Source organism: Glaciecola nitratireducens FR1064 (genome assembly GCF_000226565.1).
Lineage (GTDB): Bacteria > Pseudomonadota > Gammaproteobacteria > Enterobacterales > Alteromonadaceae > Glaciecola > Glaciecola nitratireducens.
Window position 1 is genome coordinate 129,725 of record NC_016041.1, and the last position, 24,380, is coordinate 154,104.

The 24,380-nt window shown below is 43.0% G+C and carries 19 protein-coding genes; 9 read left to right on the forward strand and 10 right to left on the reverse strand.

What is annotated here, in order from left to right:
• The 5 genes from GNIT_RS00545 (at position 1) to GNIT_RS00565 (ending at position 7,637) form a co-directional block, all read left to right on the forward strand.
• Positions 1-2,109 (forward strand): 3-hydroxyacyl-CoA dehydrogenase NAD-binding domain-containing protein, encoded by a 2,109-nt coding sequence (locus GNIT_RS00545; RefSeq protein WP_014107147.1) that lies wholly within the window; start codon positions 1-3, stop codon positions 2,107-2,109.
• A gap of 139 nt (positions 2,110-2,248) precedes the next feature.
• A complete protein-coding gene (locus GNIT_RS00550) occupies positions 2,249-3,313 on the forward strand; it encodes a C4-dicarboxylate TRAP transporter substrate-binding protein (RefSeq protein ID WP_014107148.1) in 1,065 nt (354 codons plus the stop codon).
• Positions 3,314-3,336: 23 nt separating this feature from the next.
• Positions 3,337-3,867 (forward strand): TRAP transporter small permease, encoded by a 531-nt coding sequence (locus tag GNIT_RS00555; protein WP_041246242.1) that lies wholly within the window; start codon positions 3,337-3,339, stop codon positions 3,865-3,867.
• Positions 3,868-3,870: 3 nt separating this feature from the next.
• Positions 3,871-5,211, forward strand: a complete 1,341-nt coding sequence (locus GNIT_RS00560) for a TRAP transporter large permease (RefSeq protein ID WP_014107150.1) — start codon at positions 3,871-3,873, stop codon at positions 5,209-5,211.
• 302 nt (positions 5,212-5,513) lie between these two features.
• Positions 5,514-7,637 (forward strand): tetratricopeptide repeat protein, encoded by a 2,124-nt coding sequence (locus tag GNIT_RS00565; protein WP_014107151.1) that lies wholly within the window; start codon positions 5,514-5,516, stop codon positions 7,635-7,637.
• Between the two features lie 84 nt (positions 7,638-7,721).
• Here the strand turns inward: GNIT_RS00565 and GNIT_RS00570 are convergent, their stop codons facing one another.
• From GNIT_RS00570 to GNIT_RS00580, 3 genes are all read right to left on the reverse strand, one after another.
• Positions 7,722-8,852, reverse strand: coding sequence for a hypothetical protein (locus GNIT_RS00570; RefSeq protein WP_014107152.1), 1,131 nt, complete (start codon positions 8,850-8,852; stop codon positions 7,722-7,724).
• A gap of 387 nt (positions 8,853-9,239) precedes the next feature.
• Positions 9,240-10,040, reverse strand: a complete 801-nt coding sequence (locus GNIT_RS00575; protein WP_014107154.1) for an IclR family transcriptional regulator — start codon at positions 10,038-10,040, stop codon at positions 9,240-9,242.
• Between the two features lie 156 nt (positions 10,041-10,196).
• On the reverse strand, positions 10,197-11,081 hold the full coding sequence (locus tag GNIT_RS00580; RefSeq protein ID WP_014107155.1) for a LysR family transcriptional regulator: 885 nt from the start codon (positions 11,079-11,081) through the stop codon (positions 10,197-10,199).
• A 131-nt stretch (positions 11,082-11,212) separates the two neighbouring features.
• On the opposite strand from GNIT_RS00580, the gene GNIT_RS00585 reads away from it, so the two are divergent.
• Entirely contained in the window at positions 11,213-12,394 is a 1,182-nt protein-coding gene (locus GNIT_RS00585; RefSeq protein WP_014107156.1) for an acyl-CoA dehydrogenase, read from the forward strand.
• Between the two features lie 140 nt (positions 12,395-12,534).
• On the opposite strand, the gene GNIT_RS00590 is transcribed toward GNIT_RS00585, so the two are convergent.
• From GNIT_RS00590 to GNIT_RS00605, 4 genes are all read right to left on the reverse strand, one after another.
• Entirely contained in the window at positions 12,535-13,605 is a 1,071-nt protein-coding gene (locus GNIT_RS00590) for a GGDEF domain-containing protein (protein ID WP_014107157.1), read from the reverse strand.
• Between the two features lie 170 nt (positions 13,606-13,775).
• Positions 13,776-14,459 carry a gamma-glutamyl-gamma-aminobutyrate hydrolase family protein gene (locus GNIT_RS00595; protein WP_014107158.1) on the reverse strand — a complete coding sequence of 228 codons (684 nt, stop codon included), beginning with the start codon at positions 14,457-14,459 and terminating at the stop codon, positions 13,776-13,778.
• Positions 14,459-15,472 (reverse strand): amidoligase family protein, encoded by a 1,014-nt coding sequence (locus GNIT_RS00600; RefSeq protein ID WP_014107159.1) that lies wholly within the window; start codon positions 15,470-15,472, stop codon positions 14,459-14,461. Before GNIT_RS00600 ends, GNIT_RS00595 begins: the two co-directional genes overlap by 1 nt.
• 9 nt (positions 15,473-15,481) lie before the next feature.
• Positions 15,482-16,288 carry a PPK2 family polyphosphate kinase gene (locus GNIT_RS00605; protein ID WP_014107160.1) on the reverse strand — a complete coding sequence of 269 codons (807 nt, stop codon included), beginning with the start codon at positions 16,286-16,288 and terminating at the stop codon, positions 15,482-15,484.
• A 383-nt stretch (positions 16,289-16,671) separates the two neighbouring features.
• On the opposite strand from GNIT_RS00605, the gene GNIT_RS00610 reads away from it, so the two are divergent.
• The 3 genes from GNIT_RS00610 to GNIT_RS00620 all read left to right on the forward strand — a co-directional run bounded on the left by GNIT_RS00610 (position 16,672) and on the right by GNIT_RS00620 (position 19,229).
• Positions 16,672-17,754, forward strand: a complete 1,083-nt coding sequence (locus GNIT_RS00610) for an endonuclease/exonuclease/phosphatase family protein (RefSeq protein ID WP_014107161.1) — start codon at positions 16,672-16,674, stop codon at positions 17,752-17,754.
• A 120-nt stretch (positions 17,755-17,874) separates the two neighbouring features.
• Entirely contained in the window at positions 17,875-18,675 is an 801-nt protein-coding gene (locus GNIT_RS00615; protein WP_014107162.1) for a hypothetical protein, read from the forward strand.
• Between the two features lie 8 nt (positions 18,676-18,683).
• Complete coding sequence (locus tag GNIT_RS00620; RefSeq protein ID WP_158307643.1) at positions 18,684-19,229, forward strand: hypothetical protein; 546 nt, start codon at positions 18,684-18,686, stop codon at positions 19,227-19,229.
• 4 nt (positions 19,230-19,233) lie between these two features.
• On the opposite strand, the gene GNIT_RS00625 is transcribed toward GNIT_RS00620, so the two are convergent.
• From GNIT_RS00625 to cydD, 3 genes are read right to left on the reverse strand one after another with little or no spacing between them, the layout of a single operon-like run.
• On the reverse strand, positions 19,234-20,904 hold the full coding sequence (locus GNIT_RS00625) for an HAD family acid phosphatase (protein ID WP_014107164.1): 1,671 nt from the start codon (positions 20,902-20,904) through the stop codon (positions 19,234-19,236).
• Positions 20,905-20,952: 48 nt separating this feature from the next.
• Positions 20,953-22,665: an amino acid ABC transporter ATP-binding/permease protein gene (locus tag GNIT_RS00630; RefSeq protein ID WP_014107165.1), complete on the reverse strand. Its 1,713-nt coding sequence runs from the start codon at positions 22,663-22,665 to the stop codon at positions 20,953-20,955.
• Positions 22,649-24,379: a thiol reductant ABC exporter subunit CydD gene (gene cydD, locus GNIT_RS00635; protein ID WP_014107166.1), complete on the reverse strand. Its 1,731-nt coding sequence runs from the start codon at positions 24,377-24,379 to the stop codon at positions 22,649-22,651. The genes GNIT_RS00630 and cydD overlap by 17 nt, the downstream gene beginning before the upstream one ends.
• Position 24,380: the final 1 nt, after the last annotated feature.

The following is a 24,380-nucleotide window of genomic DNA, read 5'->3' on the forward strand; positions in this document are numbered from 1 at the left end:
ATGTCAGTAGTTAGTTATGAATTGGTCGGTGATATTGGTGTTATTCGTTTAAATAATCCGCCCGTTAATGCGCTCTCACATGCGCTGCGCATCGGCGTTCAAGATGCCGTTTCCAAAGCACAAGACGATAGCTCTTTAGCCTTAGTACTTATTTGTGAAGGGCGTACGTTTATCGCGGGAGCTGATATTTCTGAATTTGGCAAAGCCCCAATGATGCCGTCGTTGCCTGAACTACTGATTGATATCGAATCGTCGAAAAAACCTATCATTGCCGCCATTCACGGCACAGCGCTTGGTGGTGGATTAGAAACTGCGCTGGCTTGCCATTATCGATGTGCATTGCCTAGTGCTCAGGTGGGTTTACCCGAAGTTAAATTAGGTTTGTTGCCGGGGGCAGGTGGAACACAAAGAGTGCCTCGCTTAGTTGGCGTCAAAGCTGCACTTGATTTAATCACCAGCGGCACACCGATTGCGGCCTCAAAAGCACTGAGCATTGGCTTGATTGACAAGGTGGTTGATGGTGATTTACTGAGTGGCGCGCTGGAGTTTGCCAAAGAGGTCATTGAACAAGGCGCTACGCTTAAAAAAATCAGCGATTTGGAAGTTGAAAAACAAGGTGATTCACCCGAATTCTTTTCCGAGCTATTTGCTGAATGGCGAATAACATTGAGCAAACGCTATCGCGGACAAGAAGCACCGCAACGCATTGTTGACTGTATTGAAGCTGCCGTAAATAAACCTTTTAATGAGGGCTTAAAAATTGAAAGGGAATTATTTATGGAATGCATGCAGTCCTCTCAGTCTGCTGCATTGCGTCACTTATTTTTTGCAGAAAGAATGTCGTCAAAGGTAAACGGCTTACCAAAAGACACGCAGCTTAAAGATATCAAACGAGTCGGTATTATTGGCGGCGGTACAATGGGCGGCGGCATTGCAATGAATTTTGTTAATGTTGGCATTCCAGTGACTTTGTTGGAAATTAATGACGAAGCCTTGCAGCGGGGCAAAGACATTATCGCCAAAAACTACGCGATCACGGTAAGCAAGGGTAAATTAAGCGCGGAATTGGCAGACGAACGTCAAGGCATGATCACAGGCACCACCGACTATAATGAATTAGCCAACATGGACTTGGTTATCGAAGCCGTATTTGAAAATTTGGATATCAAAAAACAAGTATTTAAAAAACTGGATGCGGTATGTAAACAAGGCGCTATATTAGCCACTAATACTTCCTATCAAGATGTTGATTTAATTGCTCAAGCTACGTCAAGACCACAAGATGTGATTGGTCTACACTTCTTCAGCCCGGCTAACGTCATGAAATTACTCGAAATTGTTCGCGGAGAACACACTTCTGATCAAGTCCTTGCTACCTCAATGGCAGTGGCAAAATCAATTAAAAAAGTTCCTGCATTGTCCCGCGTCTGCTACGGCTTTATTGGGAATCGTATGCTGCGCCCGTATGTTCGAGAATCACAGCTATGCTTACTAGAAGGCTCAACACCGCAAGCTATAGATTCTGTTATGCAACGCTTTGGAATGGCAATGGGACCATTAGCAGTCAGCGATTTAGCTGGCATAGATATTGGCTATAAGGCGAGAGAAGGTTTAAGTGACGAACAAAAAGGTGATATCAGAACCTACTGTATTGCTGATGCGCTATACGAAATGGGCCGACTAGGACAAAAAACCGGAGCGGGCTTTTATCAATATGATCCTAATACTAGGCAACGTATTCCTGATCCGAAAGTACTCGAAGTGATTGAGGAACAGGCTGAGAAGAGAGGGGTCGAGCGCAAAGATATACTCGACCACACGATCTTGCAGCGTTTGACTTTCGCCTTGATCAACGAAGGGTTTAAAATATTGGAAGAAGGGATTGCGCAACGCCCCAGTGATATCGACGTTGTTTACGTTTTCGGTTACGGATTCCCAGCTTACCGCGGAGGCCCGATGTTTTATGCGGATACGATTGGCTTAGAAACCGTTTATAAGACTATTTGCGAATTCAGCAAAACCTACGGTGAGGAGTTTTGGCAACCGGCCGCCTTGTTGAAACAGCTTGTTGAGGAAGGAAAGACCTTAACTCAGTGGGCAAATGAATAAACAATTTATTAGCTATAAACCCGTTGCAGCGCGTTATTAATATTGCAGAGCCACATTTGTTAATATAGAGTAAACAAAATAAATGGTTCATTAATTCCGCTAAGCGAAATTGTATTGACGCTAATGAGAAATTACAATAATGAATAAAGTTAGCCGCCTTCTGCGCGTTGCAACATTGGCTGTTATGGTCTTGAGCACAAGCGTTGCTGCCGCGCAAACGGTTCTCACCTATGGCGAGCCTGGGCCAAATAGGGGCGCGCGCGCTGCTGCCACTAAATGGTTTGCCCAAGAAGTTGAGTCTCGTTCGGGCGGTGATTTGAAAATTAAAATCATGTGGGGTGGTGCGTTATTTAAGGCAAATGCATCACGCCAGTCAGTCGCTGCGGGCGTGGTGGACATAGGGACGATTATTGCCGATTATTTCCCAAAGGAAATGGTCTCTTATTCACTCACAAACCTCCCTTTTGCAAACCTTGACCCTTGGGTTGGTCTCAAAGCCAATTATGACCACATGAAATCCCCAGCAGTATCACGTCATTTGGCCGACCAGAATTTGGTCTTCGTGACTTCATACATGCTATCCAACGTTGTTATGCTGTGCACAGGTGATGCAGTTCGCACAATCGAGGACATAAAAGGAAAAAAGATACGAGGAGTAGGGACCTTCGGGAAGATATTCGGTGACCTCGGGGCAAATTTAGTTAGCATGAGTATTTATAAAGCGTATCAAGGACTCGACAACGGTCTTCTCGATTGCACTCAGGGTTACATGAACGCATCGCTAGCTCTTAAGCATCATGAAGTGGCGGATAGCTTAACCAAACTCAATTGGGGAATTTATACGGGCTTAGGCATCTTCATGAATCAAGATGCACTTAAGCGCTTGAGCCCATCCCAAATAGCTGTTCTACATGAAGTAGGCGCTGACTTCGCCGATTATCTAGGTCAAAATGTCATGGGTTCAGACAACAAAGCGGAGCAACGTTTTCGAGAAGGAATTGACGGGCGTAAGCTTGAAATAATCGATTTCTCACCCGAAGACTCTCGTAAACTTTATTCTGCCAGCGAATTCCATATCACGAAATGGGAAAACGAAGCGATCAAAAGCGGCTTAGATGGAAAGGCGATGGTGCAAAATTACGAAGCTTCGTTGAAAAAATACACTCAAGAGCGCGACGTGCAAGGTTATCCTTGGGCACGTTAATTTAACTACATAGAGTTTATATTATGCTGAAACTAATTGAACGGGGAGCGTTGATGGTCGCTGGCCTGTGCATTGTCACACTCGGTCTAATGATCACTCTTACTGTTGTCTCGCGTAACCTTTTTGGTTGGGGGATCCCTGACGATGTGGTGATTGTTAGAGAACTCATGGTAGGTGCCGTTTTCCTGCCATTAGCTTATGTCACTGCCGGTTACAGCCACATCACAATAAACTTCTTATTCAAGCGCTTGAGCGAACATGCCAAGCTGCGGATGCTAGCCATTGGCTCTCTTATTAGCTTATTGATATTGCTGCCCCTTGCCGTGTCCGCATGGCAAGGTTTTTTGCATGCTGCCAGCAGTGGCGCCTATTTCTTCGGTGATTTAGAGTTACCTGAATGGCCCGGGCGCTTTGCTTTTTTTGCTGGCGCAGCGCTCTTTATTATACGTTTATCGATAATTTGTGTGACGGATATCCGAGCCGCTATTAATGGCAATACCGAATATTTGGTAGAGCGCACCGATGCTGACTACGATTTTGTGAAAGAGGATTAATTTGTGGATCCATTGATTCTTGGTCTTCTTGGTTTTGCCTGCGCGCTGATTTTGCTTGCTTTGCGAGTACCCATCGCGTTCAGTCTAGCGGGTGTGTCATCGGTATTCATATTGTTATTTTTTGCCATGCGACACGGTGGTTTTGACATTATTAGTGCCGTCGCGCCTACTTTGTCGATGGTCTCATCCAATACTTTCGATTTAGTGCACTCTTATGATCTGAGCATGATACCGCTGTTCGTTCTTCTAGGTCACATTGCCTACCACACCGGTATCACGACTGATATTTATCACGCCGCACGAATATGGCTCAAACGTTTGCCTGGGGGTGTTGCGATGGCTTCCGTTGTTGGCTGTGGGGGATTCTCTGCCATTACGGGGTCGAGCATCGCTTGCGCTTCGGCGATGGGTAAAATCTGTGTCCCGGAAATGCTGCGGATGGGCTACGATAAGCGCTTAGCAACATCCACTGTGGCAGTGGGCGGTACGCTGGGTTCTTTGATACCGCCAAGTGTACTATTCATTGTGTATGGGATTTTTACGGAAATGTCGGTAAGTCGCCTGTTTTTAGCCGGAGTGCTTCCTGGCCTATTGTCTTTGGCGGGTTTCCTACTGGTTATCTATTTATGGGTAAAACGTCATCCTGATGCTGCGCCGGTGGATGATACAACGGTTGCTAAAGGGCAGCGCCGTAAAGCCGCGATAAGATGTTGGCCGGCCGTACTGCTTTTTACCATTATCATTGGTGGTATTTATGGTGGCTTTTTTACCGCCACAGAAGCCGCTGCAGTCAGTGCCTTTTCTGTAATCGTCATAGGCGCAGTGCAAAAAAGGCTAAACTGGCAGCAGTTTATGCTGTCCATTAAAGAAACATGCACGCAGACCACTTCTATCTTCTTCATCGCGGCAGGCGCTAAAATATTTGTTGGCTTTGTCGCATTAACAGGTATGGCGCCAGCCCTCGTTGACATTGTTGAATCTGCAGATGTATCCATTTGGGTGCTCATGCTAATGATCGCTGGCGTCTACCTTTTACTGGGCATGTTTCTTGATCCCCTCGGTATTATGGTACTTACCTTACCGTTTTTAATTCCGATGGTAGATGGCTATGGGTTAGATCTTATTTGGTTTGGTGTGGTCGTAATAAAGCTGCTGGAAATCAGCTTAATTACTCCGCCGGTAGGGCTGAACGTTTTTGTGATTGCCAGCGTGACTAAACCGAAGGTTGCAGTGTATGACATCTTTATGGGCGTCGGGCGCTTCCTAGTGATGGATGTATTGGTATTGATTGCGATTATTGCTTTTCCTGTGCTTTCGCTGCTTTTGCCTAATTTAATGCGGTAGTGAGCAAGTGAACTCACAAGCAATACCGGTCGTTCAGGCAGTCGCTTTTTGTCTATAAGGTTGAAGTAACACTTACAACAATAAGCAATTTTGAATTTTTTTAAGCATGTTTAACTTGTTGAAGTCGCCGTCTATGTTTTATACCCTCTTTGATTGCTGTGACATGCACTTGAGTCAGTGGTACATGAAACTTAAATTGTTGGTCGTGGCACGCTTAATTATTCGATAGCTTTCTTTATTTATTTATAGATAAGAATCAGATCCATTAGTATAAATAGTATGCAATCTCATGCATGGACATTATGATAAAACGATTTTTAAGCGAGTTAAAGCGACGGAAGGTAATTAAGCCACTCGTTGCCTACTTTGGTATCTCTTGGTTACTTCTGCAGGTCGTCGGTCTCATTGTTAGCTTTATGAATCTACATCCCTTAGTAGGGCCAGCGAGTCTGCTCGTCGTAGTTTGTGGGTTTCCTGTCGCCGCCTATTTGAGCTGGCATTTCGATTTTACAATGGATGGAATAGAGCGCACTCATAGTATCGATGAAGAGTTAAATCCAAAAATTGAGCCTTTCGGACCAGCGAATTGGTTTGGCTTATCTGCCCTTGTTATTATTAGCGCATTTGTTGGTTATCAGTACTTAGGCTCTATTAACGAGCAGCAACTCGCCTCAAAAGAAGGTTTAACTACTGTAAAAAAAGCTGACTCAATTGCCGTCTTGCCATTTACAGATCAGAGTCCAGATAAGGACCAAGCCTATCTAGCGGTAGGTCTTTCTGAAGAAATTACTAGTTTATTGGGGAGCGCCGATGGATTTAAAGTGTCGGCGTCTCGGTCAAGCCAAATATTAAGTGAAAGAGGGCTCACACCGGTTGATATAGGTAAGAGGCTTGGTGTAGAGACCGTTCTTACTGGCAGTGTTAGGGCCACTGGAAGCCGCTTGAGAATAAGAGTTGAACTGTTGGAAACTGAAAGTGGACGAGCTATCTGGTCAAATAGTTTTTTAAGAGAATTGAAAGATGTATTCGAACTGGAAAGTGAGATCAGTCGAGCGGTTGTTAACTTATTGCAAGACCGTTACATAAAGGTGGGTGAACTTACCTCTCTTTCTTCTACCAACAGTGTCGACGCGTACGTGATGTACTTGAAAGGAAGAGAAGCGTATCGCAAACAAACAACTGAAGCCATGAAAGAGGCGAGGCAATTATTTGAACAAGCACTTGCCCTTGACCCAGAGTACGCCACAGCTTACGTTGGCTTAGCTGACACCATTGCCATGTTATCGGAGGGCAGCACGACATTTGGCGTATTGAAACCTGAGATTGCTGCCACGCTGGCGGAACAGAATTTGGAAAAGGCCTTAGTGAGAGAGCCAGAAATTGCTCAAATTTATGCTGTAATGGGTTGGGTTAGGTTTTTAAGAAATCAATATGAAGAATCGATAGAAGCATTCGATAAAGCGCTTGAAATTAACCCCAGTTTATCAATTGCTTACATGTGGAAAACAAATTCGTTGTCAATGTTGCAGCGCTACGATGAGGCCATTGAAGCGCAAACAAAAGCAAGGGAGCTTGACCCTTTATTCGTGAGTCATTCATATAATCTTGGCATTTTGTTGTTATGGCAAGGTAGAGACGCCGAAGCGATAGATATATTTAATACCTTGAAACAAGATCACCCAGAATCTACGTTTCCGTATCAGGGCCTTGCTGATGTTTATTTCAGCCAGGGTAAATTTGCAGCGTCAATAAGGGAGTTAAAAAAGGCAATTTCGTTGTCACCAGAAAACCCAGACTTAAAGCTTCGGCTCAATTCCTCGTTGTTGAATTTGGGGCTGATTGACATACTGAAACAACAAACCTCAGACCCGTGGTATGACTCTACAATTTTGATGTTAGAGGGAAAGTTAGAAGAGCTGTTCAAAAAGATGGCGTTTGAGCAAGCCGCCAGCCCCGACGACTATTGGACCGCCTTTGAAGCAGGTTGGTATCATGCAATGTTTGGACAACAAGACAAAGCAGTCGCGTTAATTAGCGCCAATTATGAACTGTTAGAAGACGCTGATAAATATTATATGCCGCAATGTTCCCCTGCCATCGAAGCAGCCTGGGCCGCGCAAGTACAAGGAAATGCTGATAGGTTTAATAAGATTATTAAGATGTGCACTCAATTGCTTAAAAACGAGTTGCCTTCTGAAATAAGCTTTTATCTTGATGCAAGATTGCAGGCACTACAAGGCAATAAAGCACAGGCCATAAAAAGTCTCGAACAAGCGGTTGATCAAGGTTGGCGTGAATGGTGGACGAAGCATGATCCTCTGCTCGACAATATAAAAAGCGAAGACGCTTATAAAAAGATAGTTGCGTTTATTGACGCAGATCTAGCAAGCCAAGCAGGCGAAGCGAGGTTGTTGTTTATAGAATAGACACCTCTGGCGCTCTCACTCTTTATACATTAAGCATAAAAAAGGAGGTCATCGCAACCTCCTGTTTTGTTTTATTAATTACCTTTACTTAATAAATCTCTGTCTTAACAAAATCATATAAGCACCCACCATAATAAATACTCCTGACGCAGGGGCGCTTACTGCAATAGGATCTTGGTTTTCTCGAGCTTTGACTATTAACGTTTCTGCAGAAAACCCTTGCAGTAGCGATGTTGTGGAGCTGAAAAATAAACTACTACTTGGTTCTACAACTCGTCGACTATCGTCTTCTACTACATAACCTTCAAAATATCTTGGCGGTTCTGGCTCGTTAAACGCTTCACCAGCTTGCTCTGCTTCATATTTTCGCTGTTCCCAATCGAAATAAGCTTCATTAAACTCGCTTCTAAACCTTAGTTGCGTTGGATCTGAAAACTGCGTTCCCTCGTTACCAAGGTTTTTCCTTTCAGAAAAAAACGTTCCTGCATTACTGGATATACTCGCAGATACACTCAGATTATATTCGCCAGGCAAAAGATTTAAATTTTCCCACAAGGCGTCAAGAACAACATTACCGAACCGAATTTCACCGTCAGGTGTCGTTCTATTAGGGTCAGTGTTGACACTGCCGGCTAAGGTTTTATTCACGCCATTCCCGCTTATGTTCCATAAAATGGAAGTATCCACAAGGGGGTTGTCAAAAAACACGTTAAATTGCCCAAAGGCCGTAAAATCCTCACCTTCTGTTATTTCCCACGCACAAGGCGAACCATTTTCAAGATCATTTAAGCGGTTTTCCGCCTTTATTAGCTCTTCTTCGTTAAACGGGCCAGTGGAACCGCCGAAAAAATCGATATCATCTTGGATGCTGTCGACTTCGCTTTGGTCGTAACTACCATTGCAGTTTGTGTCTGGGCTTGGTCCGTTTGTTGGCACAGCGGTAATTCCGGGCGAGCCGCCACCAATAGTGTTTGAATTGCGACCCCTATTGTTAAAAGCTGAAACGCTCATACCTGTAAACACGTCAAAATCCGTACCGTTTGAAGTTGTTCGGTACTCTATAAGGTCCTTGTTTTCAACAAAATAGTAGGGGTTTTCCGTCTGTGCGGTTAATGAGCCTCTACCACCGTTGCGGATTAACCCTGCTAGTGCAACGTCTACATACACAAACATCGAAAGCACGATGATTGTGCCAAATTGATACGTACGTAACATGATAATATCCTTTTAGTATTCGACTGTTTTAAATAAACTTTTCTGCAGCGCTGCACTTAAGAAGAATATTCATGGAATGCGGCGTATGTACAAAAAATATGCATTTTTCGCGCCTAAAAAAATACTAATATAAATCATATAGATAAATTTAGTGTTGAGCTTGTGTGTAAAAATACCTGACATTCGATGGGGAGTATTCAGCGTCATTTCCAATCACATTGTAAGACGAGCAGACTTTTCCAATAAACAGGCTAAAACAGCTGCTGTTACACTAATACCATTGTAATTTTACATGTGAACACAGCTAGCAAACATACAGAGTCGACAACACAGGCGCTGTAAAAGCGTGTCGTCAAAGTACTGCGCAACGGCACGTCAGATTAAATACTAAAATCTAATCAAAGTCGCTTCAATATTCCGCACCATGCTCTTCAATTGTGGCGCGACTTCGGTACTTAAGAACTCTTTCGACAATCGGAACGCCGGTCCGCCGGCATTAAACACATAAATTTGGCCTTGCGTAAGCTTCAACGGAACAGCGATGGCGTTAGTGTCTGGCTCCCAATCTCCCCATGAATAGCAATAGCCAAATTCCTTATAGCTTTGTACAGCTTGTTCGACACCGGCTTTAACTGCATTGAATTTATCACCCAGTTTATCTTTGAAGTGGCGCAGAAAGAAATCTCGTTCTTCTTCTGATAAAGCCACTAGATAAGCTCGGCCAGCTGCCGTTGTTGCCATTGGAATGCGATCACCAATTTCTTTCTTAAAAGTGACGATGTCTTTTGGCGCGCTATGATCAACGTAAATCATTTCTAAACGATCTCTGTCTGCGAGACCTATCGATGTGCCAGTTTCAATTGAAAGTTCTTTCATTAAGGGGTTGGCTACTTGGCGAATTGCAAGGTTTGACACGAACGCATAACCTAACGCCAATACCCCAGCGCCAAGCTGATATTTTTCCAAGCGCTTCGAATAAGTAAGGTAGCCTAATCTTGTTAGGGTATAGGTTAATCGAGAGATGCTAGATTTAGCCAATCCGGTACGTTGTGCGATTTCTTGATTGCCAAGATATCCGTCCCCAGGATTAAATGCGCGCAATATATCTAGTCCTCTGGCGAGGGCTTCGACAAATTTACGATCTACTTCCCCATCGGTTTTTCTTGGCATACCGGTCAGATTATTCATATTGAACTACTCAATTTTTTATCACGATAAACGTATTGACCTATTGTTAGGGTCGATACATATTCAGGGCGATGAGAACGGCTTCTCATTGATTTTGTTAGCGAAGATCATTATACACAGGTTTGAGGATAAAATTGATAGATTAATGACATATGGCTAGAGGTCGGAATGTTGAATCGTTGAGCTTAAATAAGTCATGAACGCTTTACTGGCCTTTGAAAGATAGTGATTTTTCTTCCACGCCAAACTCAAGGTAAATTCAATCTTTGGCTCAAAGGGGATGGAAGTCATCTGATGTTCATTTTGTAAAATACGCGATAAACAGGTCGTAATACCCACGCCATTGCGAACTAATGACTTTTGCAGTTCGATAAGATTTGTCTCCATTCGCACATCCAGTGCCACTTGCTGTTTTTTTGAATAGCGGCTCACTACTTCACGTAAGAAATAACCTTCATGAAATAACACAAGTGGTTGCTGGCAAAACTGTGCTAGCGACACAGTCTGCTCTGATGCTAGCGGATTTGAGTTGGCCATACCCGCCACGACTTCTTCATTGATAAGTTCACTGTAGCGCAGTTGCGGGTTTTCTAAGTCCCCTCTTATTAGCGCTAAATCTAGTTCGCTGTTGAGCAGCATTTTCTCCAGCGCTGCTGTACCTTGGTCCACTAAGTGGATCTTTATTTGGGGATATTTTTGCTTAAACTCAGTCAATATTTTAGGAAAATAATACGAGCCCATCATAGCGGAAACGCCAAAACGAATAGTGCCTCGCTCCAAATCTTTCAGCTCTTCTAACTCTAGTTCAACTTGTTTCGCTTGGCTCAGCAATTGCGTTGCCAATTTATGAAGGACTTCACCTTCAGCGGTTAGTAAGGAGTTTTTGTCTGCGCGATTAATTAACTTTAGTCCTACTTCTTGTTCTAACTTTTGAATAGCGACAGTTAAAGCCGGTTGCGCAATGCCGGCGGCTTGCGCGGCCTTTGTAAAGTTACCGAGCGAGGCCAAATAGCAAAAATATTCAAGACGCTTCAAGTTCATATTTACACACTCAATAGTAAAAAGTTATCAAAAATATAAAAACTATATATTATATTTATTCTCGCTTTTAGAATATGCTTTTCTGCTAATCTAGCGTATTACCCATACTAGAATATTTACGGAGTAAGCATATGAGCGAATCTTTAGCGCCTTTTAGCTGGCATGACCCCATGTTATTGGATAATCAATTAAGTGAAGACGAGCGCATGATCCGCGATACCGCTCACGATTATTGCCAACAAAAATTGATGCCAAGAGTGCTTGAAGCGAATAGACACGAGCACTTTCATCGCGAAATCATGAACGAGCTTGGTGAGCTAGGGTTGCTGGGTGCTACTTTGCCTGCTCAATACGGTGGCAGTGAAGTTAATTACGTTAGCTATGGTTTGATTGCGCGAGAAGTGGAACGCGTCGACAGTGGCTATCGCAGCGCAATGAGTGTGCAGTCCTCACTGGTTATGCATCCTATCTATACATACGGCAGTGAAGAGCAACGCATGAAGTACTTACCTAAACTTGCAACAGGCGAGTGGGTGGGTTGTTTTGGATTAACTGAACCTAACTCAGGCAGCGATCCGGCTTCAATGACGACTCATGCCAAGAAAGTAGATGGCGGCTATCGCGTTACCGGCAATAAAATGTGGATAACAAACTCACCGATTGCCGATGTTTTTGTTGTATGGGCAAAGCTTGAAGGCAAAATTCGAGGTTTCGTCCTTGAGAAAGGGATGGAAGGTTTATCCGCTCCCAAAATTGAAGGTAAATTTTCCTTGCGCGCTTCAATCACGGGCGAGATTGTGATGGATAATGTGTTTGTGCCCGACGCCAACATGTTTCCTGAGATTAAAGGGTTGGCTGGGCCTTTTGGCTGCCTGAACAAAGCCCGTTACGGTATTGCTTGGGGCTCAATAGGCGCAGCAGAGTTTTGCTTCAATGCCGCGAGAACCTACACTCTTGATCGTGAACAATTTGGTCGCCCTTTAGCCGCAAATCAATTAATTCAAAAGAAACTGGCTGACATGCAAACTGAGATTGCGCTTGGACTACAAGGCTGTTTGCAAATGGGGCGCCTGATGGATGCAGGTAAATGTCCGGTTGAATTAATTTCTTTAATGAAACGCAATAATTGTGGCAAGTCGCTTGATATTGCGCGCGTTGCTCGTGATATGCATGGCGGTAACGGTATCAGCGATGAATATGGCGTCATTCGTCATGTAATGAATCTTGAAGCCGTCAACACATATGAAGGTACGCATGATGTTCATGCGTTAATTTTAGGCCGTGCGATTACGGATATTCAGGCTTTCTACTAGCAGAAAATGTAGCTGAGAACATCCAGCTTTATGAGCGAAAACGCATAATGGCGGGGCTTTGTGCATAAGCGCCTTGCTCCGCTAGCTTATCCATAAAGGGTTTTCGTTCTGCTCGTTACGTTTTATCTGTAGCGCATAAATTAAAACAGAATCGCATCTTCAGATTCTATTATATGACTAGGTTTGACTACACCTTGTTCGACAAGTGCTTGGTAATACTCTGTTTTATTACGCCCTGTTTGTTTTGCATAGTACAAAGCGCTATCGGCAGCTGCAATGACTTCTTGCGACGAGCTTTGTCCTAATATTTCTTCGTAACCAATGCTCACCGTTACTTGTCCTACTTGAGGAAATTCATGATTTTCAATATTGATACGTAAACGTTCAAAAGCTTGCTGAGCTTGTTGATTACTATCCACATTAATTAAAATAACGAATTCCTCACCGCCATAGCGATAGACTAAATCATCGATTCGAGTAAAGTTTTTAGTCATAAATTGAGCGACTAACACCAGAATTTCGTCTCCGTATAAATGACCAAAACGGTCATTTATTGATTTGAAATGATCTATATCAATAACCGCAAGAAAGGTTTTCATTGATTGTTTATTACGATTTTCTTTATTCAATGAGCTGAATAAAGCTTCTTGTTTTAATGGCTTATGAGGCTCTCGTAGAATAGTGAGTATTTTTTGGTCTAGGGTTTCCCTGTTAAAGAGTCCCGTCAATTTATCTTTTTGTGATTTATCTAGAAGGTTCACGTAATTGGAATAAACCTTTAAAATACCAGTAAATAAGGGTTCCTCTTTAAGCTGTTTTACTCGCGAGGTAGATTGTAATACGGCAAATACTCGATTATTTGCATCTAATACAGGATAGAAACTCTCGAACAATGATTCATCGCTGTTCTCAAAGTATTCCGCCTTTCCTGAGTTTATTACCTTTTCGAACATGAGACGTAAAGCGGCTTTTTGACGATTTTCATAATCCACGTGTACTGCTGAAAGTTGGTTGTCATTTCCCATTTTTGAAATTAGGTGTATCGTAATACTGTCTTCATGCTGATCAATACTAAATAAACGCTGATCAGCACTGGGAAAAAGCTCATATATCGTCTTTACTAAACTTTGCTCTAGTAGATCTCTATTTTGGTAGCTCGTGATTTCCGCTAGGCTATCGACAATATCGACTTTTCTATTATTTTTACTCATAAATTGTCTCGAAACAGCTTGCGTTAGAGTATGGCATATATTTTTTAAAAAAATCAGTGCTCATTGCAGAATGTGTGCATTGTTAATATATATCTTCAAACCCTATGTTAGCAGTCATATAAGGGGCAGTTACTCTTAGTCTGCATAAGAGTAAAAAGCATAGCCAGAAGCTATTGCGATTTATGACTTTTACGTACTGCCCTTGCAAAACAACGAAATATCTCCCTTTGCGACGACAAATACGGCAAATACTCAGGATGCCACTGCACGCCAACAATAAAGCGGTCTTTGTGCTCAATAGCCTGCACAAAGCCATCAGCATCTCTTGCTGTAACAATAAAATCTTCTCCTAACTTCTTTATCGCTTGGTTATGCAAACTGTTGACCGTAAAGTGTTTAGGAGTAACGCACTCACCAAGCTGACTGTCAGCCGATACGTCTACATCTTTAACAGGAAAGGCTGTGTATTTGTTTGGCGTTTTTTTACGGTCTGGTCGAATGTCAGCATACAATGAACCTTTCGCAACGATATTTAATAACTGAGAGCCGCGACATATGCCTAAAATTGGAATGCCAGAGTCGAGATATTGCTCAAGCATGTCCATTTCAAGTTTATCGCGAGCAGGGTCGTAACGACTTGTTTCCTTTTCGGGCTCGCCATAATGTTCAGGATGAATGTCGTCACCACCGCTGATAATGAGTCCACTAATGGACTGTTTCAACGATGCTCCTCCAGGATATAAATAGACGCCACGCAAACCAGTAAGCCAAAGGTTAAAGCGAATAGCCCACCACCCAATAGAAATCCGTTTTCTTGGGCCGGTCACCGCAATTAATGGTTTGGATTGGCTCATTATGAATGACTTTCTGAATCTAGGCGCTCGAGCAATTGATCGCACCGAGCAACCCACTTATTGTCGATAGCACGAGTAAAACGTTGATAGTCTTCGCGAAACTCTTCAACAAAAGTTTCAAGAAGCTGATTATTGTTTGCCAACTGTTCTACCCTAAGCCATAGCGACCATGGGTGAGCTAAGCTCCAGTCCGAGTTATCTATATCACAGTTGGGTAAGCGGTAATGAAATGTGGGGCGCGATTTTATTAGTGCTTTTTCTTTGTGATCTGCAACCCATTTTTCATCTATGTGAGCAATGAGTGGCAACAGATCGAGACTGCGATTGCGTGTCGGATTATGCGTAAGGTAATCTTCTATAAACGTATCCAGATCGGGTTGATACTGAGTGTCGACAACTTTCAAGATATAGTCTTTATCGAAATGGTTAATGTAGGGCGTAATTTTTCTCGCTACGTCTATTTCTTCATTAGCGTATATCCAATCGTAAAGACACAAATAGGCCTGCATATACTGCACTAAGGTATCTGCGCTTAAATCAGGCAAATCAGGGTTTAAATGTAAACCAAATGCATAGCGCGCGGCACTACGGGTGCCCAACGCCCCTCGTTTACGTAAACAGGTAACTAAGGCGTTTAACTCTGACAATCGGCTCACAGAAATCGGAGGTGTAACGACTTCCCATGGAACGAGGCTTTCCGCGGCAGATTTTAACAGTGTTTCAGCGTAGTTAGCGTCGCTATTTTGCAAGGTTTCTTCGTCATTAGGTGCAACCATTCTTTGTAGGATTTGAGCATCTAGTTCAAGTGTGAAATCGCCCACACTAGTCTCTTTTACTTGGTAGTTAAAAATTGAGTGTTTATTAACATCGCCACCAAAGACGTCGGTAATGCATTCCAAAATTTGTTCTGGCTCACACCCTGAAAACTCAAGTTCTACACCAACTCGGCGCTCTTTACCCTCAAAATTCTTGTTGCGTGGTGGTATCCAGTTCTGTAGTTTCGTTGTGCTCAAAATATCTCCTTAAATAATCTCAATAGCACTCGCATCAAAGTCCGCTTTCGGATAACTCATTTGCAGCGATTCAAGCGCATTGACAATGGTTTGTAGCACAATCAGATCGCGATACCATCTTCGTTCAGCAGGCACGACATACCATGGAGCGGCGTTGGTCGAACAACGCTCGAAGGCCTCACTGTATGCCTGCATGTAGTCATCCCAATGCTCGCGATCTTTAAGGTCACTTGGTGCGAATTTCCAATGTTTGTCGGGTCGATCCAGGCGGCGTTGTAATCGTTCTTTCTGGTAGCCTTTGGATATGTGTAAGAAAAACTTAAGTACAACTGTGCCGTCGCTCGTCAGCAATTGTTCAAATGCGTTTATGTGTTCAAACCGGCCTTGCCATATAGCTGGAGGCTGAAGTTTTCTCACGCGCGCAGCCACGACATCTTCATATTGAGAACGGTTGAATATTGAGATAAACCCTTTGCGGGGAGCATGATGGTGGATACGCCATAGGAAGTCTTGAAGTTGTTCTCTTTGAGTGGGGCTCTTAAAGCTCTTGACCTGCACGCCTGAAGGATCGAGAGGAGAAAATACACGTCGGGTTGTGGAGTCCTTGCCGCCTGCGTCCATCGCTTGAAAGATAACCAACAGACTGTTTTTCTTCTGCGCATAAAGCAATTCTTGAAGAGTGACCAAGCGCTTGGAGAGCTTATGAATTGCCTTTTTACCTTCTTTTTTCTTAAGACCGCCGTTTTCTCGAGTGGAAATATCGTGCAGATCAATTACGCTCCCAGGTGAAATATGGTGGGGTTCTGTATCAATCATTTGCTTTGTTCTCCGTGGCTAAAGACCTCATTTGACAATAAACGATGTCGCTAATCTATGCAATGGCTGTGATTTTGTTGGGTTTAGAGAGCATAATTCATTTATAATTTATGAAGAATAAATGAGTTTATAAATCTGATATCTCTCGCTTAAGCAATAAACACCTTAGAGCATGCCTTCTATGCAAGTAATTTAGTGTTGTGCACAAATATAAGTAATAATAGAAGTCAGCGCTAATTACAAATCAGTTTATTACGAATAGATTGTTCAAGGCACTTATCCAGAGATTGGTTCTTAGCTAGTACTATTAAATGATGAAAAATTTTACGTGTTTTATAGCTACATCTCATTTTTTGAACTGAAATTGCAACAAGGAAAAGCGCATGCTGCTGCTAATATCACTGTTAACCTTAATCATCTTAACAGTGACGGTTTTACCTATTCTTCATAACGCACATTGGACTATTCGTGGTTTTGATTTTCCTCGCCTGCAGCTGGCAATACTTGCCGCATTTCTATTATTAGCACAGATTGTTTATCTTGATTTCACAATGCTGACGTCTTGGTTATTGTGCTCGATTGTATTTCTTTGCTGCTGTTACCACCTATGGTGGATATTGCCCTATACCAAACTTTGGCCAGCAGAAGTATTGGCGACAAAAGACAATGCTGTCGAGCGCCAATTGAGCATCATTACAGCAAATGTGTTGATGCCGAATCGTGATGCACACAAACTGATTGAGTTGGTGCATTTGCATCAGCCTGATGTTCTGGTGACATTAGAGTCCAACCAATGGTGGCAAGATCAATTAGACGCGCTGAAAGCCGACATGCCTTATACCATCAACTGTCCTTTGGATAATTTGTATGGAATGCATGTGTATTCTCGATTACCGCTTGATGAAGTAGATATCTCTTTTTTAGTGGAAGATGATATTCCATCAATGCACGCTTTATTGAAGTTGCGCACGAATGATTGGGTAAGAGTGCACTTTCTTCATCCCGCGCCGCCTAGCCCCACGGAAAACGAGGAGTCTTCAGAGCGGGATGCTGAGCTAGTTATTGTTGCGCGCAGTGTGGCGAGCAGTAAGCAGCCGACTATTGTTACCGGTGATCTTAATGATGTTGCATGGTCACGCACCACTCGGCTTTTTCGAAAACTCAGTGGTTTACTTGACCCTCGAATAGGCAGAGGAATGTTCAACACGTTCCACGCAAGCTATCCATTTTTGCGTTGGCCACTTGACCATCTATTTCACAGTGAGCATTTCACTATGCACTCCATTCAGCGGCTCCCCTCAATTGGATCCGATCACTTTTCACTGCTAACGAAGCTATCCTTTACACCAAAAAAGGTAGTAGAGCAGAGCGGTTTAGAGGCGGATAATGAAGAAAAAGCGTTTGCTACCAAAATCACTGAAGATCAAAAGGTAAGCAAACTAGATGTGCCAGCGCCTGGTGAATAAGGTTGGCTCTTTCATCTAGTCCATAATGTATTTCTGGCTACAACTGTTTGATGATTTGTATTGATTTACCGTGCGCATTGGTTAATTATTAATCAAATGGTTTCAACATAGGATGTTCAGGTGCCAGTATCTCCAGAAAATAATCCAGTTGTCTTAGTTGTACACGGTGTTCAACTGGGAGACGATTCCTCTTTAAACCAGGATAAAATGATCCGACAAACCATTGAATCAAGACTCAATGGTTTGAACCTAAAGTTCGACGTAGATTTATATAAATATGAAAATATATCGGACGCCAGCCTTTCAAAACTTAAAAATCTATCAAGCGTCATATTGAGCACAGGTATTGGTGTGATCTTGGCTCCAGCAATAATTGACTTGGTAGGTGACGTCACTATTTCTCTAGCAAATGTTTCTACAGCAAACAAAATAAGGGAAGGACTACGAGAAAGGAGCCTGTCTTATTACGCAGCAGGCATTCCCGTATACATTGTCGCGCATAGTCTAGGTACCGTATACACTTTTGACGTTATCAACGAGCTCATTGAAACCGACGGATTGTTTGATCGCGACGACCCACTGACATGGCCGGTTCAAGGCTTATTAACTATTGGCTCTCCGCTGGGCTTGAGTATGTTCAAAAAAACCGGTCGAAACATTGCCAATAGTTTAGGAAAAGGTACGTATAGCTTTAAATGGCTAAACTATTTCGATGTAACAGACCCTGTCGTTTCTGGGGATATTTTTGGCATGAAGCTCAGGGGCCACAAAATTGCAGAGAAATACAAAAAAGATACTCCTGAGTTTGGCTGGTTCATCAGAGATTTTCCGGTTGATACAGGTAAAAACTGGCTGTTAGCACATACGGCTTATTGGGACAGTGATGTTGTTGGTGATGGTCTCCTAAACATGATGGTATAGGGAATATGATGAAAAACACATTAACACTAGCTTTTATATTATTGCTATCGGCATGCACCAATCACCTGTATTCAGGGACGACATCATACGAATTTAATGACAAACGATGTCACTCAATGGTGTATTGGAACGACTTAACACATTTCTTTGATAGAGAAGGCAAAGCCACCACAGTAGTTATTAAAACACCTAACGGCCGTAGTTATCCTCTCACATCATTTGCTGATGGCAGCACCGATGACAACGCCGATGATCGCTTGGCGTTGATCTTACCCTCTGGCGAATATATCGATTCAATTAACCAAACAACGAACGACACGGAATTATTGTGTGGTGTTTTTAACGGTAAGCAGGCGCATCAAAAAGCAGGTGCAAAGCAAACTGAGTTTTATCTTTACTGCGATAAAAAACCTCATCCCTTACGTAAATCGACTGACACGATGAAAGCGTCTGAAACCCCATATATCTTCGCGATGAATGAACCTGTTGAGACTTTTTCTTGGTTCACGAGTGAAGAGATAAAGGCCGATATATCAGTGGTAAAGTGTGAATAACGGCTTAGTTCCAAGAGCCATACATGGGGTTAGGCAATATAATAACGCTCTCTCCCCAACGCGTTAATATGCTGTCGACGATAGCATCCTCCTGGGTGGTATCGTTGATATCTTCAATGTTATCACCCACCTGTATTACGATAGTGTGCGCTGTTTTCCATTCAGATGGCATTAAGCTTTGAGTTGAAAAGCAGTCAGGAGTACCAAGGGCAATTTTTTCACGTCGTAAGTCTTTATCATTCGCATATTTCGGTTTTTTGACTGCATCAACATCGACGCTTGAACGGCCCATCAGGCAGGTGTTTTTCTCGTTAATCGGCAATCCTAATGCAAGCATATTAGACCAAGTGTAAGCATCTAGCGCTTTTTCCCGATTAGTCACAAAAACCAATTTTCCGCCTTGTGCCAAAACAGTCTCAATAAACTGCTTAGCACCAGGCACTAATGTTGCCTTCTCACCTTTAATCCAGTCGTTCCATGTTAACGATGAATACGTTTGACCAAACGTATCTAAATTAACTTGGTATTGGCTGTTGTTTAACACCGTTTCATCTAAATCCATGACAGCAACCCAAGGTCCGGTTGGAAGGCTTTTATTCATTAGTTTGGTACTGGCTTGTTGATAAATAGCGCGTGTAATAAGCTCATACTCCTTGCTAGTCACTTGCCATTTCACTGACGAGGATAAAGGGTATCGAGCCTGCAAAATGTCTACTGATGTGGCGCAATGATCGCTCAACATCGCGTCTTCACTCATATCCTCATAGTAATGAGTTAACGGACTAAAAGTTACGCTGTCTGATGCTAATCCACCAACAATAATATGGTCTATTGGCGCCGGATAACGTGGGTGACAACCGATAATAGCTTGCGTCACTATGCGGATTGGCGAAGAGGCACTTTTTGATTTTGCGAGTATGGATTGCGTCATTCTATTGTATGGCGCTGAAATGCGGTGGTTAAAGTCTCCTAAAATAATGTAAGGAGTCGATGCAGTCTCGCGTTGCTCTATCCAGTCATACAAAATTTCGGCTTGTTCGCTAAGGTTTTCGCAGGATTGGGAGTCACTCTTTAAATAGTCGTCGACAAAACAACCACTTTTTAAATGTAAATTAAGGATTTCGACAACGCCAACAGGGGTTTCAAGGGATATGCCTAAACCAAATCGAAGTCCTGGTCGACCTAGCGCAAGTACTTCATTTTGTTCAACTGCAGAAATTCTTAGGTCTTTCTTTACCGCTATAGCTGTTTTTTGCTGAGTGGATTTATATCCTGAACCACGACAGTCGTAAGCCTTGCTGTCAGGTCTTGCGGACATGATAACTTGCCACTCGGCTTCGGGAAAAAGTAGGTGAACGGCTTCTTTTGAAGCAACTTCTTGCAGTGCAACGACGTCGGCATCCAATTTTTGAGCGTACGCTCGCATAGCGTTTAATTCATTTTCGTCCCGTGGTCTGCAGCCTTGATCGATTGGGTAGGCCAAATGCTCAACGTTCCAAGTGGCAACGTTTAGCAAGTGGCTTGGTGTGCTTACACTTTTTGAGTTTTCTTTAACTGCGACTTGAAGATTTGAGCCAGCGATATGCTGAGCTGAGTCCGAATACGGAGATGAGCCACATGCGCTTAAAAAACTGACGGTTAATGCGAGTGTTAGCGATTTGTAGAGACTATTCATAAGTTGCTTTTTCCTGCCGTTCGTTGTGCAAACATTACTGTATTGCGATTATTTTTCTAAAGCATCCAAGCACACTTCACTTCCTATACTTTTCGCCGACTCTTCATTTTCCAGCTGATCACCTAAAAATAAAGGTCTTTCGTGGGTGAGTAGAACAACCATTTTCGATGTTAGCCATGGCGAAATATTGTGCCAAATGCGAGCGGCCATTGTTTCATCCATTCCATTGAAAGGCTCGTCTAAAACAACAAGCTGTGGGTTTCTTAATATAAGCCTGCATAAGCAAATACGCCTAGCTTGTCCACCAGATACTTTACCGCCAGTTTCACCTAACCATGTATTTAGGCCTTGCGGTAAATTGTTTGCCCACTCCTGCAGTTCCACTAGTTTAAGCGCCTGCCAAACTGCATCTTCTGATACGTTTGGTAAGCCTAAAGCCAAGTTGTAGCCTAATGTGCCTGCCAAAATTGAGTTACTTTGATCAAGGTAACCAAGGCGGCTGTGCCAATCAGAGGACGAGATCTCGCATAAATTGGTATTCGCATTAACTATGATAGTTGCTTGCTGTTTGGTGGCCTGCTCAGCAGACTGTGTTTTTTGTTCCTCTGTGCCCACCAGTAAGTTTGCTAGCGTCGATTTACCCGCGCCAGAACGACCATAAATGAGGTTTATTTGTTTATTCTCTATTGAAAAAACAAGATCTTTTTTCTGACTAATTGGAATTTTAGGGTGTTGCGACACGGTTACTGAGATGGCTTCGATATCAAGCTTTGCAAAATCAGATTCGGTGTTTGGCTGCTTTACCAAGGTCTTTAATCTATTGGCAGAAAAAGACGTTTTACCCCAAGTACTAAATTGACTTGGTAGGCTCTGCAATATCTCTGAGACACCAATAAACAGCATTGCGAGCATGACTGCCGTGGGTCCGCTAATTCCTCCTGACTCTACTGAATAAAGGCCAACAATCACTAATACAATTAATACAAGCCCAAGAATAAAGTCTAGTAATAATTGAATATTGGCTAACGTTGAGTTCAGCAACTTTTCAACATTATGAAATGCATCGAGGCGCTGAAGGATCTGCGTTTCGTGACGCTCCATTAAGCCATGGGACTGTAAAACAAAAGCCCCCTGAAGATGCTCAATGATGTTGGCTCTGAGATCACTCAGTAAAAGAGATGACGATTCGGCTAGTGTCTTCGTCTGCGAGATGGTTAGGCCGATAACGACGGCAATACACAAAAGCAGGAATCCGCCGAGATACAGCGCAAGTTCGAGCCAAATAAAGCTCAAAAATAAAGTCAGGGTCAAAATGAGCAGCGTAACGACAATGGGTGGAATGGTATAGCGAATTAAAATGCTATCGAGAGAATCCAAATCAGCGGTAAGCTTACCCAACCATTCACTGTCTGATGTTGAGCGCAAATCACTGAGAGGTAGGCTAGACAAGCCCTTAAACAATCGTAACCTAAACGTAGAAATTAAGCGTAAAATAGTGTCGTGATTGTAGATCCTCTCAACGTATCGTCCGACCGTGCGACTCAGTGCAAAAAAGCGAATGCCTGAGCCTGGTAAATACATATCAAATCTAACAAATACACCCGCTGTTATGGCTACACCAGTCAATGCAGTTGCGGTGATAAACCAGCCAGAAAGGGCGAGTAGAGCAACTGCCGACACTGCAGAAAAGAATGCCCAAAATACGCCCCAATATAAGCGGCCACCCTGACTTCTTATGAGTAAGTTAAACCAATACTGCATTTTCTACCTCTTTTAGCGTGTCTAAGTTGAGGTGAATATCAGCAATAGAAATGAGAGAGGGATCATGGGTTGCTATCACTAAAATGACATCGGGCTTTAAGGTTTGAAGGGCTTTAATAATGAATTTTTTGCTGATTAAATCTAATTTTGCTGAAGGTTCGTCTAATAGCACTATCGGTGCTGGATTCAATAAGACTCTAGCCAGCGCAATACGCTGCATTTGCCCACCGGAAAGTCCTTGTCCATGTTCTCCGATTACGGTGTCTAAACCTGAGTGATTCAAAGCTAATTCACTAGCTAAACCAAGCGTGTCCAGCGCATCTAACATGTCTTTTTTGCTTGCGTTCGGGGCCAATGCAGTGAGGTTATTATAAATCGTGTCGTTTTTAATCCACGCATTTTGCGGGAGATAGGCTATGGGTAAATCATGGCAAGGATAAAAATGCAGTTCGCCATGCGTCACTGGAATATAGCCTGCAATAATATTCAGTAAAGTAGACTTGCCTGAGCCTGAATTACCGGTTATGACTAGGGTTTGGCCTGTGTTTAATGCAGTATTAATCGGTGCAGTCAGTGCATGATTTTCTTGAAATGCAACGCATAACTTGTGAAATTCGATGCGAGCCTTACAGTCTGGCTTTTTGCTGGTGCCGATTTCGCTGCTGAGCTGCTCATTCAAATTCTTGCGTTCATTGTATACCTGACTTTCAGAGCCTTCATTCAAAAGTACAACTAGATTATTGGCTGCGCCGATTGCGGTTGCGCGATCATGATAATACTGAGACAGATTACGTAAAGGTTGGAAGAACTCAGGGGCGAGGATTAAAATGACGAGGCCTGTAAACAGCGTAAGACTATCGGCAGGGCCCCAAGTAATGGCGCCATACAAAGAAAATCCGATATAAATAGCCAAACTCGCTATGGCGATACTGGTAAAAAATTCTAAAACGGTAGACGATAAAAAGGCGAGTTTTAGCGTCTTCATTATCACCTTGCGATAATTATCGCTATGCTCGCCAACCTCTTCAAAAACATCATTTTCAGCGCCTAACATTTTAATCGTTGTCAGGTTGACCACCCGATCTAAAAAGTGCCCAGCTAAGCGCTGCCTGATAGTTGAATATTTTTGATTAAGCCTTTCTGCGCCCATTCCCACCAATATCATAAACAATGGAATAAGCGGGGCAGAAATTAACAACAACACTGCGCATAACCAATTTAAATAAGCGACAACACATAAAATCAATAGTGGAGATATGAGCGCAAGCATTTGTTGCGGCCAATAGCGGGAAAAATACCCATCCATCGCTTCGACTTCCTCAACCCACTGGGCTGCTGATGCACCTACCGACGTTTCTTTCAGGTTAATAGGGCTGGATATGCGCCAATGTCCCAATATTGCGCTTCGAATGCTGCGTCTGACATGTAAACTCGCTGTTTGCGAAAAGACTGTTTGTAGCCGAGTGAGTAAAGTACGAATGAGAAGAGCAGCAGTGAACCAGATAAATAAATGATTTAGCGTATTAAGTGACGCATCATCAACGATGATTTTTTCAGCTAAAAAAGAAAAAGACAGCCACTGTATCAACATGAACACGGTCGACAATGCACCAGCAATCACTGCCATTGAGAGTGCAAGGCGTTGTTTGTTTGCATGTGAACTTAAAAAATGACGGCCTGTTTGCGCAGGCCGTAATATTAACGCTTTTGACATC

What these genes read in the sequence shown, in the direction of transcription:
- GNIT_RS00545 (WP_014107147.1), top strand. Translation starts at nt 1, where the DNA reads ATGTCAGTAGTTAGTTATGAATTGGTCGGTGATATTGGTGTTATTCGT.
- GNIT_RS00550 (WP_014107148.1), top strand. Translation starts at nt 2,249, where the DNA reads ATGAATAAAGTTAGCCGCCTTCTGCGCGTTGCAACATTGGCTGTTATG.
- GNIT_RS00555 (WP_041246242.1), top strand. Translation starts at nt 3,337, where the DNA reads ATGCTGAAACTAATTGAACGGGGAGCGTTGATGGTCGCTGGCCTGTGC.
- GNIT_RS00565 (WP_014107151.1), top strand. Translation starts at nt 5,514, where the DNA reads ATGATAAAACGATTTTTAAGCGAGTTAAAGCGACGGAAGGTAATTAAG.
- GNIT_RS00570 (WP_014107152.1), bottom strand. Translation starts at nt 8,852, where the DNA reads ATGTTACGTACGTATCAATTTGGCACAATCATCGTGCTTTCGATGTTT.
- GNIT_RS00575 (WP_014107154.1), bottom strand. Translation starts at nt 10,040, where the DNA reads ATGAATAATCTGACCGGTATGCCAAGAAAAACCGATGGGGAAGTAGAT.
- GNIT_RS00580 (WP_014107155.1), bottom strand. Translation starts at nt 11,081, where the DNA reads ATGAACTTGAAGCGTCTTGAATATTTTTGCTATTTGGCCTCGCTCGGT.
- GNIT_RS00585 (WP_014107156.1), top strand. Translation starts at nt 11,213, where the DNA reads ATGAGCGAATCTTTAGCGCCTTTTAGCTGGCATGACCCCATGTTATTG.
- GNIT_RS00590 (WP_014107157.1), bottom strand. Translation starts at nt 13,605, where the DNA reads ATGAGTAAAAATAATAGAAAAGTCGATATTGTCGATAGCCTAGCGGAA.
- GNIT_RS00595 (WP_014107158.1), bottom strand. Translation starts at nt 14,459, where the DNA reads ATGAGCCAATCCAAACCATTAATTGCGGTGACCGGCCCAAGAAAACGG.
- GNIT_RS00605 (WP_014107160.1), bottom strand. Translation starts at nt 16,288, where the DNA reads ATGATTGATACAGAACCCCACCATATTTCACCTGGGAGCGTAATTGAT.
- GNIT_RS00610 (WP_014107161.1), top strand. Translation starts at nt 16,672, where the DNA reads ATGCTGCTGCTAATATCACTGTTAACCTTAATCATCTTAACAGTGACG.
- GNIT_RS00620 (WP_158307643.1), top strand. Translation starts at nt 18,684, where the DNA reads ATGAAAAACACATTAACACTAGCTTTTATATTATTGCTATCGGCATGC.
- GNIT_RS00625 (WP_014107164.1), bottom strand. Translation starts at nt 20,904, where the DNA reads ATGAATAGTCTCTACAAATCGCTAACACTCGCATTAACCGTCAGTTTT.
- GNIT_RS00630 (WP_014107165.1), bottom strand. Translation starts at nt 22,665, where the DNA reads ATGCAGTATTGGTTTAACTTACTCATAAGAAGTCAGGGTGGCCGCTTA.
- cydD (WP_014107166.1), bottom strand. Translation starts at nt 24,379, where the DNA reads ATGTCAAAAGCGTTAATATTACGGCCTGCGCAAACAGGCCGTCATTTT.